Raw genomic sequence first — 13,802 nt, forward strand, 5'->3', positions numbered from 1 at the left:
ACCCCGGCGCGCGACGCCGGGGCTCAAAGGACACAGGTAACTCATGAAGCAATATCTCGAACTGGTCTCGCACGTCATTCAGAACGGCACTAAGCAGGCCAATCGCACCGGCATCAACACCATCAGTTTTCCGGGTGCGATGCTGCGTTTCGATCTCCAGGAAGGTTTTCCTGCGATCACCACGCGCAAAATGGCCTTCAAATCGGCCATCGGCGAGATGTGCGGGTTTCTCCGTGGCGTGAACAACGCCGCTGAATTCCGGGCGCTGGGCTGCAAGGTCTGGGACCAGAACGCCAACGAAAACGCGCAGTGGCTGGCCAACCCGTTCCGTCAGGGCGACGACGACCTCGGCGAAATCTACGGCGTGCAATGGCGCAAATGGCCGGCGTACAAGCAGATCCCGCTGAGCAACACCGCCGCCATCGAACAAACCCTGGCCAACGGCTACAAGCAGATCGCTCAGGGCGAAGAAGACGGCCAGGCTTACGTGGTGTTGTACAAAGCCATCGACCAAGTGCGTCAGTGCGTCGACACGATCATCAACGATCCGGGCAGCCGCCGTATTCTGTTCCACGGCTGGAACGTCGCCCAGCTGGATGAAATGGCCCTGCCGCCGTGCCACTTGCTGTACCAGTTCCACCCGAATGTCGAGACCAAAGAGATTTCTCTGACCCTCTACATCCGTTCCAACGATCTGGGTCTGGGCACGCCGTTCAACCTCACCGAAGGCGCCGCGCTGCTGAGCCTGATCGGTCGCCTGACCGGCTACACGCCGCGCTGGTTCACCTATTTCATCGGTGATGCGCACGTCTACGAGAACCACCTGGACATGCTCAACGAACAGCTCAAACGCGAGCCGTTCGCCATGCCTAAGCTGAAGATCTCGGATCGTGTGCCGGAGTTTGCCAAGACTGGCGTGTACCAGCCGGAATGGCTGGAACTGGTCGAGCCGAGCGATTTCTCGCTGGAAGGCTACGAGCACCACGCGCCAATGACCGCGCCGATGGCGGTCTAAGCCGTTGCATAAAACCCCTGTGGGAGCGAGCCTGCTCGCGAAGAGGGCGTGTCAGTCATAGAGATGTCGACTGATACACCGCTTTCGCGAGCAGGCTCGCTCCCACATTTGGTTTTGCGTGAGTCTTAATGGCCGTGGCTGCGGCCTACGTGGGAGTGTTCGACTTCGGTGGCGACGACTCCGCCACTCACTTCCAGCCGCTGCAAAATCCCGCACTGATCGGCCATCGGCCCTTCGCCACAACGTTGGCGCAGGTCGAGCAGTTGTGTCTGCAACGCCAACAACCCATCAATCCGCGCCTTCACATGCTGGATATGTTCGTCGATCAACGCATTCACGCTCTCGCACTGATCCTGCGGACTGTCGCGCAGGGTCAGCAGGCTGCGGATTTCTTCGAGGGTCATGTCGAGGGTGCGGCAGTTGCGGATGAACGTCAGGCGTTCGGCGTGGGCCTGGGTGTAGACGCGGTAGTTGCCGTCGCTGCGGGCCGGCTCTGGCAAGAGGTTTTCGCGCTCGTAGTAGCGGATGGTTTCCACGGCGCAGTCGGTGAGTTTGGCCAGTTCTCCGATCTTCATGACGACAATCTCCAAAAGGGTGCTTGACCCTATAGTGGCTACAGGGTCTTTACTTGGCAACAGGCACCTTCATGGACGCGACCAATGAGCGATTCCCAGCACACCCACAAGCCCGGCGACGGCCACGATCACAGTCATAAATTGCAGCCGGTGCATAAACATTCACACGGCGGCGATTCCTGCTGCTCGTCGACAGCCGCCGCGCCTGCGCTGGTGCAGTTGAGCGAGAAAACCAGCGCCGATGCGCGGCTGAGCAGCTTCCGCATCGAGGCAATGGACTGTCCGACCGAGCAGACGCTGATCCAGAACAAGCTCGGCAAACTCGCCGGTGTGCAGCAACTGGAATTCAACCTGATCAACCGCGTACTCGGCGTGACCCATAACCTGCCGGGCACCGAGCCGATCACCGAAGCGATCAAATCCCTCGGCATGCACGCCGAACCCTTGGAGGCGGGCGTCGACTCTCCGGCCCCGGTGCCAGTGAAAAAACACTGGTGGCCGTTGGCGCTGTCCGGTGTCAGCGCACTCGCTGCCGAAGTCATCCACTTCACCAACGCCGCGCCCACTTGGGTGGTGGCGATCATCGCGCTGGTGTCGATCCTCAGCGGTGGCCTGACCACCTATAAAAAGGGCTGGATCGCCCTGAAGAACCGCAACCTCAACATCAACGCGCTGATGAGCATCGCTGTAACCGGTGCAATCCTCATTGGCCAATGGCCGGAAGCGGCGATGGTGATGTTCCTGTTCACCGTCGCCGAGCTGATCGAAGCACGTTCGCTGGACCGTGCGCGAAATGCGATCAGCGGTTTGATGCAGATGACGCCGGAGCAAGCCACGGTGTTGCAGGCTGACGGTTCGTGGATCGAACAGGATGTGAAAAGCGTCGAACTCGGTGCCCGCGTACGAGTGAAACCCGGCGAGCGCATTGCGCTGGACGGCGAAGTTGTCAGTGGCAGTTCAACCATCGATCAGGCGCCGATCACCGGCGAAAGCCTGCCGGTGGAAAAAACCATCGGCGACAAAGTCTTCGCCGGCACCATCAACCAGGCCGGGTCGCTGGAATACACGGTGACCGCAGCGGCGAACAACTCGACCCTGGCGCGGATCATCCACGCCGTCGAACAGGCCCAAGGCGCGCGCGCGCCGACCCAGCGCTTCGTCGATCAATTCTCGAAAATCTACACGCCGGTGGTGTTCGTGTTTGCCTTGGCCGTGGCGATCATTCCGCCGCTGTTCATGGGCGCCGTGTGGTTCGACTGGATCTACCGCGCGCTGGTGTTGCTGGTGGTCGCGTGCCCATGTGCACTGGTGATTTCCACCCCGGTGACCATCGTCAGCGGCCTCGCGGCAGCGGCGCGCAAAGGCATTCTGGTCAAGGGCGGGGTGTACCTGGAGGGCGGTTTTAAACTGGATTATCTGGCGCTGGATAAAACCGGCACGATCACCCACGGCAAACCGGTGCAGACCGATTACCTGTCCCTCGACCCAACCGCCGATGCCACCGCACCGGCCATCGCGGCGGCATTGGCCGGTCGCTCCGATCACCCGGTGTCGCTGGCCATCGCCAACGCCGCTGTGGATAAAAACTTCGCCGCGCTGATTGTGGATAACTTCGAAGCACTGGGCGGGCGTGGCGTCAAAGGCGACATCAACGGCCAGACCTACCACTTGGGTAACCATCGTCTGGTCGAAGAACTCGGCCTGTGCTCGCCAGCACTGGAAGAAAAACTCTTCGCGCTGGAGAAACAGGGCAAATCCGTGGTGCTGCTGCTCGACAGTTCCGGCCCGCTGGCGCTGTTCGCGGTGGCCGACACCGTCAAGGAAACCAGCCGCGAAGCGATCCGCCAATTGCACAAACTCGGGGTGAAAACCCTGATGCTCACCGGCGACAACGTCCACACCGCGCAGGCGATTGCCGCCCAGGTTGGCATCGACGAGGCCCGTGGTGACTTGCTGCCGACCGACAAACTGCAAGCTATCGAAGACCTTTATGCACAGGGTCGGCGGGTCGGCATGGTCGGCGACGGCATCAACGATGCGCCGGCACTGGCCCGCGCCGAGATCGGTTTCGCCATGGCCGCCGCCGGCACCGATACAGCGATCGAAACCGCCGATGTCGCCCTGATGGACGACGATCTGCGCAAGATTCCGGCCTTCATCAGCCTGTCGCGCGACACCGCGAGCATTCTGAAACAGAACATCGCGCTGGCTTTGGTGATCAAGGCTATCTTTCTTGCGGTAACCTTCGCCGGGCTCGCCACCATGTGGATGGCGGTGTTCGCCGACATGGGCGTGAGCCTGTTGGTGGTGTTCAACGGCTTGCGCCTGCTGCGCAAATAGATGAGGAAAGGTTGTGCTGAGTGCCGAGCTGAAAGCGTTTTACATGGTCGCCCGCCTGGGCAGCATCACGCTGGCGGCGAAAAAACTCGGCCTCAGCCAACCCACCGTGACCACGCAGATCCGCCATCTGGAAAGCCAGTATTCGGTGGAGTTGTTCTACCGTGGCGGCCGGCGTCTGAGCGTCAGTGATGAAGGCGCGCGGTTGCTGCCGATGGTCAAGATGCTGTTGCAGCAAGAGGCCGACATCGAGTTTTTCCTGCGCAACAGCGGTCAGGTGCAAGGCACGTTACGCATCGCGGCGACGGCGCCGTATTACATTCTCGATCTGGTGAAGACCTTCCGCGAGCGCTTGCCGCAGGTGGAAGTGTCGGTGGAAATCGGCAACTCGCAGCAGGTGCTCGAAGCGCTGGAGGATTACCGGGTGGACATCGCTGCGTCGTCGCAATTGCTCGATGACGCGCGGTTGATTCGCCGGGTGCTCGGGACGGATCCGCTGGTGTTGGCGGTGCATCGCAATCATCCGCTGGCGGCGCAGGAGCATGTGGCGTTGAGCGCGTTGGCCGGGCATACGTTGTTGATGCGTGAGTCGGGCTCGACCACGCGGCGGCTGACTGAAGAGTTGCTGGCGACTGCCGGGGTGAGTTTCGGGCCGCTGCTGGAGATCGGCAGCCGTGAGTCGATTCGGGAGGCGGTGTTGCGCAATATCGGTATCAGCATTATTGCGCGGCAGGAAGTGCCGCATGATCCGCAGTTGCGGGTGTTGACGATCGAGAATGCGCCGCAGATTCCCGAGTATTTGTATTGCCTGAAAGAAAGGAAGGGCGCGCGGTTGCCGGCGGCGTTCCTCGGCTTGGCCCAGGAAATGTCCCCTGCGTAATGATCGTTCCCACGCTCCGCGTGGGAATGCAGCCCTGGACGCTCTGCGTCCCAAGAGCCGAACGCGGAGCGTCCGATGAGGCATTCCCACGCAGAGCGTGGGAACGATCTCTGGTGAACCAAAATCCCCGAATACCACTATCGCTCGTTTTTGCCTCGTTGCCACATGACGGACGCATTACAACTCTAGGATTGGCCTCATCTGCTTGATGAGGTCTGTCCATGAATCCTGCCATCGCAACTGCCCTGACCAACCCCGGTGCGCCGATGAAAGTGCGCGGCGTGCAGAAACGCTTCGGCGCGTTCACTGCGCTGGATAACGTCTCCCTCGACGTCGCTGCCGGTGAACTGGTGTGCCTGCTTGGCCCGTCGGGTTGCGGCAAGACCACGTTGCTGCGTTGCATCGCCGGTCTGGAGAAACAGGACAGCGGCGAGTTGTACCTCGGCGAGCGCGACGTCTCGCACCTCGCCCCGCAAGCCCGCGACTACGGGATTCTGTTCCAGTCCTACGCGCTGTTCCCCAATCTGACCGTCGAAGCGAACATTGCCTACGGCCTCGCCGGCAGCGGTCGTGATGAAGTGCGCCGTCGCGTCGGGCAGATGCTCGAACTGGTCGGCCTCACCGGCAGCGAGAAAAAGTATCCCGGCCAATTATCCGGCGGCCAACAGCAACGTGTCGCGCTGGCCCGCGCTCTAGCGCCGGCACCATCTCTGTTATTGCTCGACGAACCGATGTCGGCCCTCGACGCCCGCGTCCGCGAGCACCTGTGCACCGAACTGCGCCAACTGCAACGCAACCTCGGCATCACCACACTGATGGTCACGCACAATCAGGACGAAGCCATGCTGATGGCCGACCGCATCGCGGTGATGAACAACGGCCGCGTCGAGCAGTACGCCACCCCGCAGGAAATCTACAACCGCCCGGCCACACCGTTCGTGGCCGAGTTCGTCGGCCAAGGCAATTGGCTGCCCTTCCAGCGCAGCAGCGACACTCACGCGCAGGTCGGCGGAATGAACCTGCGCCTCAGCGACGGCAGCATCCAGCGCGCCTCGGGTCGGTTGTTCTGCCGCCCGGAAGCGATCAACGTCAATCCACCAGTGCACGAAGAAAACCTGTTTCCGGCCAAAGTCCGCGAGATCACCTTCCTCGGCAATCGCTGCCGCATGAGTTTCGAACTCGATCAACTGCCGGGCCACGCACTGCTCGCCGAACTCGCCCCGGAAGCCATGCCGCGCCTCGGCGCTCAGCAGATCATGGTCGCCTTGCCGCCGCGCAGCCTGCAGGTGTTTGCCTGATGAACAGCAACCTCGCGCTGCCGCTACCGCACAAGCAGGTGCGGCAGACTTCGAAAGCCGAGATCGGCGACCGCCTCTTTGTCGTCGGCGGCAAAGTTGTCTTGCTGCTGTTGCTCGGCGTCGCGGTGTTGCTGCCGTTGCTGGCGATCTTCTGGCGCGGTTTCAGCAGTGAGGCCGGGCAGGGCGGTGGCTGGGTCGCGGCGAAGGAGATGGTCACCAGCGAGAATTTCCACTGGCTGCTCGGCAACAGTCTGAAAGTTTCCCTCAGCGTCGCGGCCATCGTCGTACCGCTGGCCTATCTGTTTGCCTACGCGCTGCAACGCACGCTGATTCCGGCGAAAGGTATCTGGCGAGGCATTTCGTTGTTGCCGCTGATGGCACCGTCGATGCTGCCGGGCATTGCGCTGGTCTATCTGTTCGGCAACCAGGGCATGTTGCGCGGCTTGCTCTCGGACAACATCTACGGGTTCTGGGGGATTGTGCTGGGCGAGGTGATTTACACCTTCCCGCATGCGCTGATGATTTTGCTCTCGGCGCTGTCGCTGGCCGATGCACGATTGTTCGATGCCGCGTCGAGCATGGGCGCCAGTCCGGCCAAGGCTTTCCGCAGCATCACCTGGCCGGCGACACGCCAAGCAGTGTTCGCCGCATTTTGTCTGGTGTTCACCCTGACCATCACCGATTTCGGGGTGCCGGTGGTGGTCGGTGGCGACTATCAAGTGCTGGCGCTGGAAGCCTACAAAGCCGTGGTCGGCCAACAGCAATTCGGTCGCGGCGCGTTGATCGGCATGGTGCTCTTGTTGCCGGCGCTTTTCAGCTTCGGTGTCGATGCTTGGCTGCGCCGCCGTCACGGTGACTCCATGAGCGGTCGGGCGCAGGTGTTCAAACCGGCGCCGTCGAAGCTGCGCGATGGCTGCTATCTGGCGATCGTCCTGTTGATCAGCGCGGCGTTGATTCTGGTGTTCGGCATGGCGGTGTTCTCGTCGCTGGTGAAATTCTGGCCGTACAACCTGTCGCTGTCGCTCAACCACTACCAGTTCAACGAAACCGCCGGCGGTGGCTGGCTGGCCTACAGCAACAGTCTGAAGATGGCCTTGGGCACGGCGCTGATCGGCAGTGTGTTGATCTTCACCGGCGCTTACCTGATGGAGAAAACCCGCAGCCAACGTGGCCTCAACCTGGCGTTGCGCATGCTCAGTTTTGTACCGATGGCGGTGCCGGGGCTGGTGCTCGGTCTCGGCTACGTCTTCTTCTTCAACCTCACGGGTAACCCGTTGCATGTGCTGTACGGGACGATGACCCTGCTGATCGTCTGCACCATCGCGCACTACCTGACCACCGCACAAATGACCGCGACCACCGCGCTGCGCCAACTCGACGCCGAGTTCGAAGCCGCCGCGTTGTCGCTGAAGGCGCCGCTGTATCGGCACTACCTGCGCGTCACCGTGCCGATCTGCCTACCGGCGCTGCTCGATATCGTGCGCTACCTGTTCGTCTCGGCGATGACCACGGTGTCGGCGGCGATCTTCCTCTACAGCCCCGACACCATCCTCGCAGCAGTCGCGGTGTTGAACATGGATGACGCTGGCAACGTCGGCGGCGCGGCGGCGATGTCGACCCTGATTCTGTTCACCTCGGCGGGCGTGTCCTTGCTGCTGGCGTGGGCTTCGCGCGGCTTGCTGCGCCGTTCTCAAGCCTGGCGGCAAACCGCGCCTGGTCACTGATTCCACCTCCGTTCAACTCACTACAGGAAAACGATCATGTTCAAGCCTATGGCCCTGGCCGCTGCGGTGCTCGCTACTTTCAGCCTGAATGCCTTCGCGTCAAAAACCGAGTTGACGGTGTACACCGCCCTCGAAGCCGAGCAACTGACCGCCTACAAAGCCGCGTTCGAAAAGGCCAACCCGGACGTCGAGATCAAATGGGTACGTGATTCCACCGGGATCATCACCGCCAAACTGCTCGCCGAAAAGGCCCGTCCGCAGGCTGACGCGGTGTGGGGCCTGGCGGCGTCGAGCCTGGCGATCCTCGATCAGCAAGGCATGCTGCAAAGCTACGCGCCGAAGGACCTCGGCAAGATCGGCGCGAACTACCGTGACGCTGCCAACCCGCCAGCCTGGGTCGGTATGGACGTCTGGGCCGCAACGATTTGCTTCAACACTGTCGAAGCCGAGAAGCAGGGCCTGACTAAACCGGTGAGCTGGCAGGACCTGACCAAGCCTGAGTACAAGGGCAAGATCGTCATGCCCAACCCGGCGTCGTCCGGCACCGGTTTCCTCGACGTCAGCGCCTGGCTGCAAACCTTCGGCGAGAAGCAGGGCTGGGCCTACATGGACGGGCTGCACCAGAACATCGGCCAGTACGTTCACTCCGGTTCCAAGCCTTGCAAACTGGCGGCGGCGGGGGAATTCCCGATCGGCATTTCCTTTGAATACCCGGCGGTACAGTTGAAGCGTCAGGGCGCGCCACTGGACATCATCCTGCCGAAGGAAGGTCTGGGCTGGGAGATCGAAGCGACTGCGGTGATCAAAGGTACGCCGCATGAAGAGGCGGCGAAGAAACTGGCTGACTTCTCGGCAAGTGCTGAGGCGATGGATCTGTACAAGGAGAACTTCGCTGTTCTTGCACAGCCGGGGATTGCCAAGCCGCAGACTGAATTGCCAGCGGATTACGAGCAGCGTTTGATCAAGAACGACTTCGCCTGGGCCTCGAAGAATCGTGACGAGATTCTCACCGAGTGGCGCAAGCGTTATGACGGCAAGTCCGAGAAAGTGGTTGCCAAGTAAGATCTTTATCGACTGACAGGGCCCCTTCGCGAGCAGACTCGCTCCCACATTGGATCTTCAGTGAACGCAAATGCTGTGGGCACTAAAAATCCCTGTGGGAGCGAGCCTGCTCGCGAAAGTGGTCTCTCATGCAGGACATTTCTAAATGACACAACACAAAGACCTGCTCATCGTCGGCGCCGGCATTCTCGGCCTGTCCCACGCCTACGCCGCCGCCAAACGCGGCCTCAAGGTCGCCGTTTTCGAACGCACCGCCACGCCGCTGGGCGCCTCGGTGCGCAACTTCGGCCAAGCCCTGGTCACCGGCCAGCCACCGGGCACCATGCTCGAACTGGCCAAGGCCAGCCGCGAGATCTGGGGTGATTGGGCGCAGCTCGCCGGTTTGCAAATCAAGCGCAACGGTTCCTATCTGTTCGCCCGCACCGAAGCCGAAGAACATCTGCTCGAAGCCTTCTGCAACGGTCGCGCCGTGGAACACGGTTACAACATTCAATTGCTGCGCGGCGCGGCACTGCGCGACTTGTACAAAGGCCAGTTCAGCCATCACCGCGCCGCCCTTCACGGCATCGACGATCAACAGCTGTATTCGCGCGAAGCGATCCCTGCATTGATCGATTACCTGCGCCGCGACCTCGGTGTCGAATTTCACTTCTCGACAATGGTGCGCGACGTCGAACCCGGGCGCCTGCACAGCACCGCCGGGACGTTTACCGCAAAGCAGATCATCGTCTGCTCCGGCCACGACTATCAGACCCTGCTGGCCGAACCGATTGCCGCGCTCGACCCGCAAATCTGCCGCCTGCAGATGCTCCGGGCCAAACCGCAGATCGATCTGAATCTGCAACACGCCTTGCTCACCGGCCTGAGCTGCGTGCACTACGGCGCCTTCGCCGATCTGGCGGAAGCGGCGGCGGTGCAGGCGCATATCCTCCATGAGCAACCGCACCTGCACGACAACGGTATTCACCTGCTGATCAGCCCGACGCCGTACGGCGAACTGATCATCGGTGACTCGCACCATTACGGCAGCGACCCTTCACCGTTCAACGCCGAGCAGGTGGATGACTGGATGATCGAGTTGGCCGAGCAGACGCTGGGCTGCAAGGTGCAAGTGGTCGAGCGCTGGCAGGGCGTCTATGGTTCCCGGGGGCCGGGGCCGTTTTCGTTCCTGCGCCCGGCACCCGGGCTGAGTGTGGCGCTGATGCACACCGGCGTCGGCATGAGCGTCGGCCCGGCGCTGGCTGAACGCAACGTTGCGCAGTTGCTGGAGGAAATTTGATGACAGGTCACGAGCAAACCGTCGCCAAGGTATTCGCGCTGTACGAACGCTTTGGCACCAGCGATTACATCGGCGAACCGGTGTCGCAGATCGAGCACATGTCCCAGGCCGCTGAACTCGCGATCGCCGAAGGTTTTGATGATGAAGTGGTGCTCGCGGCGTTCTTCCATGACATCGGCCATCTGTGTGCCGAGGGCGCGGAGAACATGGGCGGGTATGGCGTGGTCAGCCATGAACGCCTGGGTGCGGATTATTTGCGTGAGGCCGGTTTCAGTGAGCGTATGGCGCGGCTGGTGGAGTTTCACGTGCAGGCCAAGCGGTATCTGACGTTGCGTGAGCCGGGGTATTTTGAACGGCTGAGTGAGGCGAGTCGGCGGACGCTGGGGTATCAGGGTGGGGTGATGAGCGAGGCTGAGGCGGATGAGTTTGAGCGGGATCCGTTGTGTGCCGTCAGCCTGCGGATGAGGCAGTGGGATGAGTTGGCCAAGGAGATGGCAGTGCCGGTTATTGATTTGGCGGTTTTGAAGCGCAAGGCTGAGGTTTTGTTGTCGGCCAGATGATTGCGACCCTCACCCCAGCCCTCTCCCAGAGGGAGAGGGGGCCGATCTTCATGCTTTTCAAACCTGAGTTCGACTGGATATCTCAGGTCGATGTAAGACCCAAGAACACCACGGTCAGCCCTCTCTCCCTTTTTCTTTGAGGAAGAGAGGGGGCCGATTTTCATGCCTTTCAAACCTGAGTTCGACTGGATATCTCAGGTCGACGTATGACGGAAGAACAACACGGTCGGCTCCCTCTCCCTCCGGGAGAGGGCTGGGGTGAGGGTCGGCGTCTACAGCTCCAGCACCTTCCCCACCAACGCCTCAACCTGCTCCTGCCTTTCCGCCTGATTCAACTTCGCCTGCGGATTCAACGACGACCACTGCGGATGCGCCCGCGCCTTGTTCAACGCTTCCGGCAACTTGCCCTCGCGCCAGGTCTTGTCTTGCGGTGTCGCCACTTGCACGGCATCCATCGCCGCATGCCCACGCTGATCCAGCGCCAACACCAACTGCCGCTGGCGCAACGCCAACAACCGCAACACCCCATCATCCACGGTCAGCTCGCGCTGCCCTTTGATCTTGCCCAGCAACCGGCTGCCATAACTGCGCGCCGTTTGCAGCGCACCGCCAGCAATCGCCCCTGCCAACGCCGCCGCGCCAAGGGTAATCCCGCCAACCAGCAAATCCACCCCAGCCCCCGCCGCCGCACCCGCAGCAATACCGCCACCCACGCGCACACCGAGTTGTTTCAAGGTTTCCGGGTTGAACAGGTCATCGCCCCAACGCCCGTCCAGCAACGGCAAATCACTCGCCGCCGCATCCTGCGGACGAAACGCATACAGCTTGAGCAGCGCCTCCACACACTTCTGCTCGCGCTGACGCACAGCCTTGCGCAGTTCGCTGATGGCTTGCTGTTCCTGCTCCGCCTCGCTGACCACACTGCGCCGGCACGCGGCGCAGTCGATCAGTAATTCAGCAATCAACCGCGCCGCACTTTGCTGGCGCGCGAGGCGTTGAGCCTGTTGATCAGCAATCAAGCGTTCCAGTTGCGGACGAGCGTTTTCCAGCAGCAGCGCCAGACTTTCATACAGTCGCCGCTCGCCATCTTCTGGCGGCGCCACACTGTCGAAACGCACCAGTGCATGCAGCCCTAGCCGTGCCAGCGCCTCGCGCCAATCCGGCTCGCGATGGTTGGCGCTGCTGACAAAATTCAGCACCGGCAGCAGCGGTTTGCCGCAACTGGCGAGCACTTCCAGTTCATCGCGGTACTTGGCCAGCACCGGTTCGCGGGCATCAATCACATACAAACCGGCATCGGAAGCGAGCAATTGCCGCAGCACTTTGGCTTCTTGCTCAAAGCGCTGGCGTGCCTCGCTGCCGTCGAGAAACCGCGCCAGTCGCGCCGGGCCATCGAGGCGTTCGCCGGGGCGTTCCAGACGTTCGAGAAAGTCGAGCAGGGCGATGGCGTCTTCCAGCCCCGGCGTGTCGTAGAGATCGAGCAACGGCTCGCCGTCCACCGACAACCGCGCACCCTCGACATGCCGCGTGGTGCTCGGGCGATGGGAGACTTCGCCGAAGCCGACATCGCGGGTCAGCGTGCGCAACAGCGAAGTCTTGCCGACGTTGGTGTGGCCGACCACGGCGAGTTTCAGCGGCGCTTTCCAGGCATCAGTCATGGCCAGTCTCCAGCCAGTTCAACGGCGCGCAATCGGCGAAGGGCAACTCCAGCTGTTGCAGCGCGATGTGCCAGTCGCCGAGGCGTTCGGCATCCAGTGCTTCACCGGGTGGCGCTTGCAGCAGCCAGACGCGGGTTTCTCCGGCGTTGCGCGCCAGTTCGGCGATCAAGGCGAGGCTGCCGCGATCCGGTGAACGCCGCGGGTCGCAGGCAATCGCCAAGCGTGCCGGCGGAAAGCGGCTCAGTTGTTCGAGGAGTTTATGGCGCGATTCGCGACTGTCGAGAATGCCGGCATTGCTTACGTTTTTCGGCAGCGCTGGCGGCCATGGACGTTGTTCGTCGAGTTCGATGGCGACCAGTAATGCACCTTCGCTGGCGAGTTCGCCGACGCTGCTTTCGACACGGTGCAGTTGCGCAGGCTCCGGATCGTTGACGCCGAGGCGTTCGCTGGTCGGCATCAGGCGTTCGCGCAGTTGCGCGTAGCCGGGCAGGTTCAAGTCCAGACGCAGCGCGGCTTTGCCGCTGTTCCAGCGCCAGAAGCACAATAGCGTCAGCAGCAGACGCGGCAGCACGCCGTACACCACCAACACGCCAACCAGCCAGGTCGCCCAGGCCTGACGCGCGCTTTCGATGTCGAGCGCGCCGTCGCCGCTGGCCCGGATCATTTCCACGGTCGGTACGTTGAAACCGAGCAGCGACGGCAGATAGCCGAGCGCGTGGGTGACATGGATAAAGGTGTCGGCGCTGAGAATCGTGGTTTCCCAGACGAAACCGTAGCGCCGGGTCGCCATCAACGTCAGCAGCAGAATCAATGCGCTGAGCATCGCCAGTAACCACAAACCGTTGACCAGCGTACCGAGCGCCCAGCGGTTGAGTCTCTTGCGTTGCAGCATCAGCAGCAGGGCCGGTGCCAGTTGCGCGGCTTTGGCATCGCGGGCCATTTTTTCGCTGAGCCACAGCCATAGTCGTCCGAGCGTGGCGCCGTGTTCGCCGGCAAAGATCGATCCCAGCAACCAGCTCATCAACAGAATCAGGTTCAACCCGAGCAGGCTGCCCAGGGCCCAGAACACATTGACCGGCGTTTGTCCCAGCGCGGCGAAGGCCAGGCCGGCGCCGCTCAATACTGCGAAGATCATCAGCAACACCAGCGCCAGACGTGCGCCTTGCAGCCAGTGTCTGAGCGCAGATGTCAGTCCGTCACGCTCGGCCAGCCATAGCGCCCGTCGCTGAATACGGCTCGGCAGATCGCCGCCGGCTGTGCGCGCCAGACGATTGGCTTCCAGATCTTCCAGCGGGCCTGCGTGTTCTTCGCGCAGGCGCACGGTCTCGGTCAGCCAGAGGTTTTGCAGTGGAGTCAGTTCAGTCACGCGGCATCCCGTCGCTTAAATGAGCGCTGAGCATAACCGCTGTGGCGC

At 61.9% G+C, this 13,802-nt stretch carries 11 protein-coding genes; 8 read left to right on the forward strand and 3 right to left on the reverse strand.

From position 1 onward, the window contains the following. Positions 1-43 precede the first annotated feature (43 nt). Positions 44-1,015 carry a thymidylate synthase gene (locus L8H52_RS15650; protein ID WP_007913001.1) on the forward strand — a complete coding sequence of 324 codons (972 nt, stop codon included), beginning with the start codon at positions 44-46 and terminating at the stop codon, positions 1,013-1,015. A 125-nt stretch (positions 1,016-1,140) separates the two neighbouring features. Here L8H52_RS15650 and cadR read toward each other — a convergent pair whose 3' ends face one another. Beyond that, entirely contained in the window at positions 1,141-1,590 is a 450-nt protein-coding gene (gene cadR / locus L8H52_RS15655) for a Cd(II)/Pb(II)-responsive transcriptional regulator (RefSeq protein WP_034153703.1), read from the reverse strand. An 84-nt stretch (positions 1,591-1,674) separates the two neighbouring features. Between cadR and L8H52_RS15660 the strand changes: the two genes are divergently transcribed. The 7 genes from L8H52_RS15660 (at position 1,675) to L8H52_RS15690 (ending at position 10,730) form a co-directional block, all read left to right on the forward strand. Continuing rightward, positions 1,675-3,930 carry a heavy metal translocating P-type ATPase gene (locus L8H52_RS15660; protein WP_242207756.1) on the forward strand — a complete coding sequence of 752 codons (2,256 nt, stop codon included), beginning with the start codon at positions 1,675-1,677 and terminating at the stop codon, positions 3,928-3,930. Between the two features lie 13 nt (positions 3,931-3,943). Further along, positions 3,944-4,807 carry a LysR family transcriptional regulator gene (locus tag L8H52_RS15665; RefSeq protein WP_242207757.1) on the forward strand — a complete coding sequence of 288 codons (864 nt, stop codon included), beginning with the start codon at positions 3,944-3,946 and terminating at the stop codon, positions 4,805-4,807. A 221-nt stretch (positions 4,808-5,028) separates the two neighbouring features. After that, entirely contained in the window at positions 5,029-6,105 is a 1,077-nt protein-coding gene (locus L8H52_RS15670; protein ID WP_095112817.1) for a putative 2-aminoethylphosphonate ABC transporter ATP-binding protein, read from the forward strand. After that, entirely contained in the window at positions 6,105-7,829 is a 1,725-nt protein-coding gene (locus tag L8H52_RS15675) for a putative 2-aminoethylphosphonate ABC transporter permease subunit (RefSeq protein ID WP_242207758.1), read from the forward strand. Before L8H52_RS15670 ends, L8H52_RS15675 begins: the two co-directional genes overlap by 1 nt. 36 nt (positions 7,830-7,865) lie before the next feature. After that, the gene (locus L8H52_RS15680) at positions 7,866-8,891 is read left to right on the forward strand and encodes a putative 2-aminoethylphosphonate ABC transporter substrate-binding protein (RefSeq protein WP_242207759.1); all 1,026 of its coding nucleotides are present in this window, start codon (positions 7,866-7,868) and stop codon (positions 8,889-8,891) included. Between the two features lie 145 nt (positions 8,892-9,036). Beyond that, on the forward strand, positions 9,037-10,170 hold the full coding sequence (locus L8H52_RS15685; protein ID WP_242207760.1) for a TIGR03364 family FAD-dependent oxidoreductase: 1,134 nt from the start codon (positions 9,037-9,039) through the stop codon (positions 10,168-10,170). Beyond that, the gene (locus L8H52_RS15690; protein ID WP_242207761.1) at positions 10,170-10,730 is read left to right on the forward strand and encodes a phosphonate degradation HD-domain oxygenase; all 561 of its coding nucleotides are present in this window, start codon (positions 10,170-10,172) and stop codon (positions 10,728-10,730) included. Before L8H52_RS15685 ends, L8H52_RS15690 begins: the two co-directional genes overlap by 1 nt. 272 nt (positions 10,731-11,002) lie before the next feature. Here the strand turns inward: L8H52_RS15690 and L8H52_RS15695 are convergent, their stop codons facing one another. Further along, positions 11,003-12,388 carry a GTPase/DUF3482 domain-containing protein gene (locus tag L8H52_RS15695; RefSeq protein ID WP_242207762.1) on the reverse strand — a complete coding sequence of 462 codons (1,386 nt, stop codon included), beginning with the start codon at positions 12,386-12,388 and terminating at the stop codon, positions 11,003-11,005. Beyond that, positions 12,381-13,754 (reverse strand): DUF2868 domain-containing protein, encoded by a 1,374-nt coding sequence (locus tag L8H52_RS15700; protein WP_242207763.1) that lies wholly within the window; start codon positions 13,752-13,754, stop codon positions 12,381-12,383. Before L8H52_RS15700 ends, L8H52_RS15695 begins: the two co-directional genes overlap by 8 nt. Positions 13,755-13,802: the final 48 nt, after the last annotated feature.

Source organism: Pseudomonas sp. CROZ-RG-20F-R04-15, from assembly GCF_022662375.1.
In the GTDB taxonomy this organism is placed as follows: Bacteria; Pseudomonadota; Gammaproteobacteria; order Pseudomonadales; family Pseudomonadaceae; genus Aquipseudomonas.

What these genes read in the sequence shown, in the direction of transcription:
- L8H52_RS15650 (WP_007913001.1), top strand. Translation starts at nt 44, where the DNA reads ATGAAGCAATATCTCGAACTGGTCTCGCACGTCATTCAGAACGGCACT.
- cadR (WP_034153703.1), bottom strand. Translation starts at nt 1,590, where the DNA reads ATGAAGATCGGAGAACTGGCCAAACTCACCGACTGCGCCGTGGAAACC.
- L8H52_RS15695 (WP_242207762.1), bottom strand. Translation starts at nt 12,388, where the DNA reads ATGACTGATGCCTGGAAAGCGCCGCTGAAACTCGCCGTGGTCGGCCAC.
- L8H52_RS15680 (WP_242207759.1), top strand. Translation starts at nt 7,866, where the DNA reads ATGTTCAAGCCTATGGCCCTGGCCGCTGCGGTGCTCGCTACTTTCAGC.
- L8H52_RS15685 (WP_242207760.1), top strand. Translation starts at nt 9,037, where the DNA reads ATGACACAACACAAAGACCTGCTCATCGTCGGCGCCGGCATTCTCGGC.
- L8H52_RS15690 (WP_242207761.1), top strand. Translation starts at nt 10,170, where the DNA reads ATGACAGGTCACGAGCAAACCGTCGCCAAGGTATTCGCGCTGTACGAA.
- L8H52_RS15670 (WP_095112817.1), top strand. Translation starts at nt 5,029, where the DNA reads ATGAATCCTGCCATCGCAACTGCCCTGACCAACCCCGGTGCGCCGATG.
- L8H52_RS15675 (WP_242207758.1), top strand. Translation starts at nt 6,105, where the DNA reads ATGAACAGCAACCTCGCGCTGCCGCTACCGCACAAGCAGGTGCGGCAG.
- L8H52_RS15660 (WP_242207756.1), top strand. Translation starts at nt 1,675, where the DNA reads ATGAGCGATTCCCAGCACACCCACAAGCCCGGCGACGGCCACGATCAC.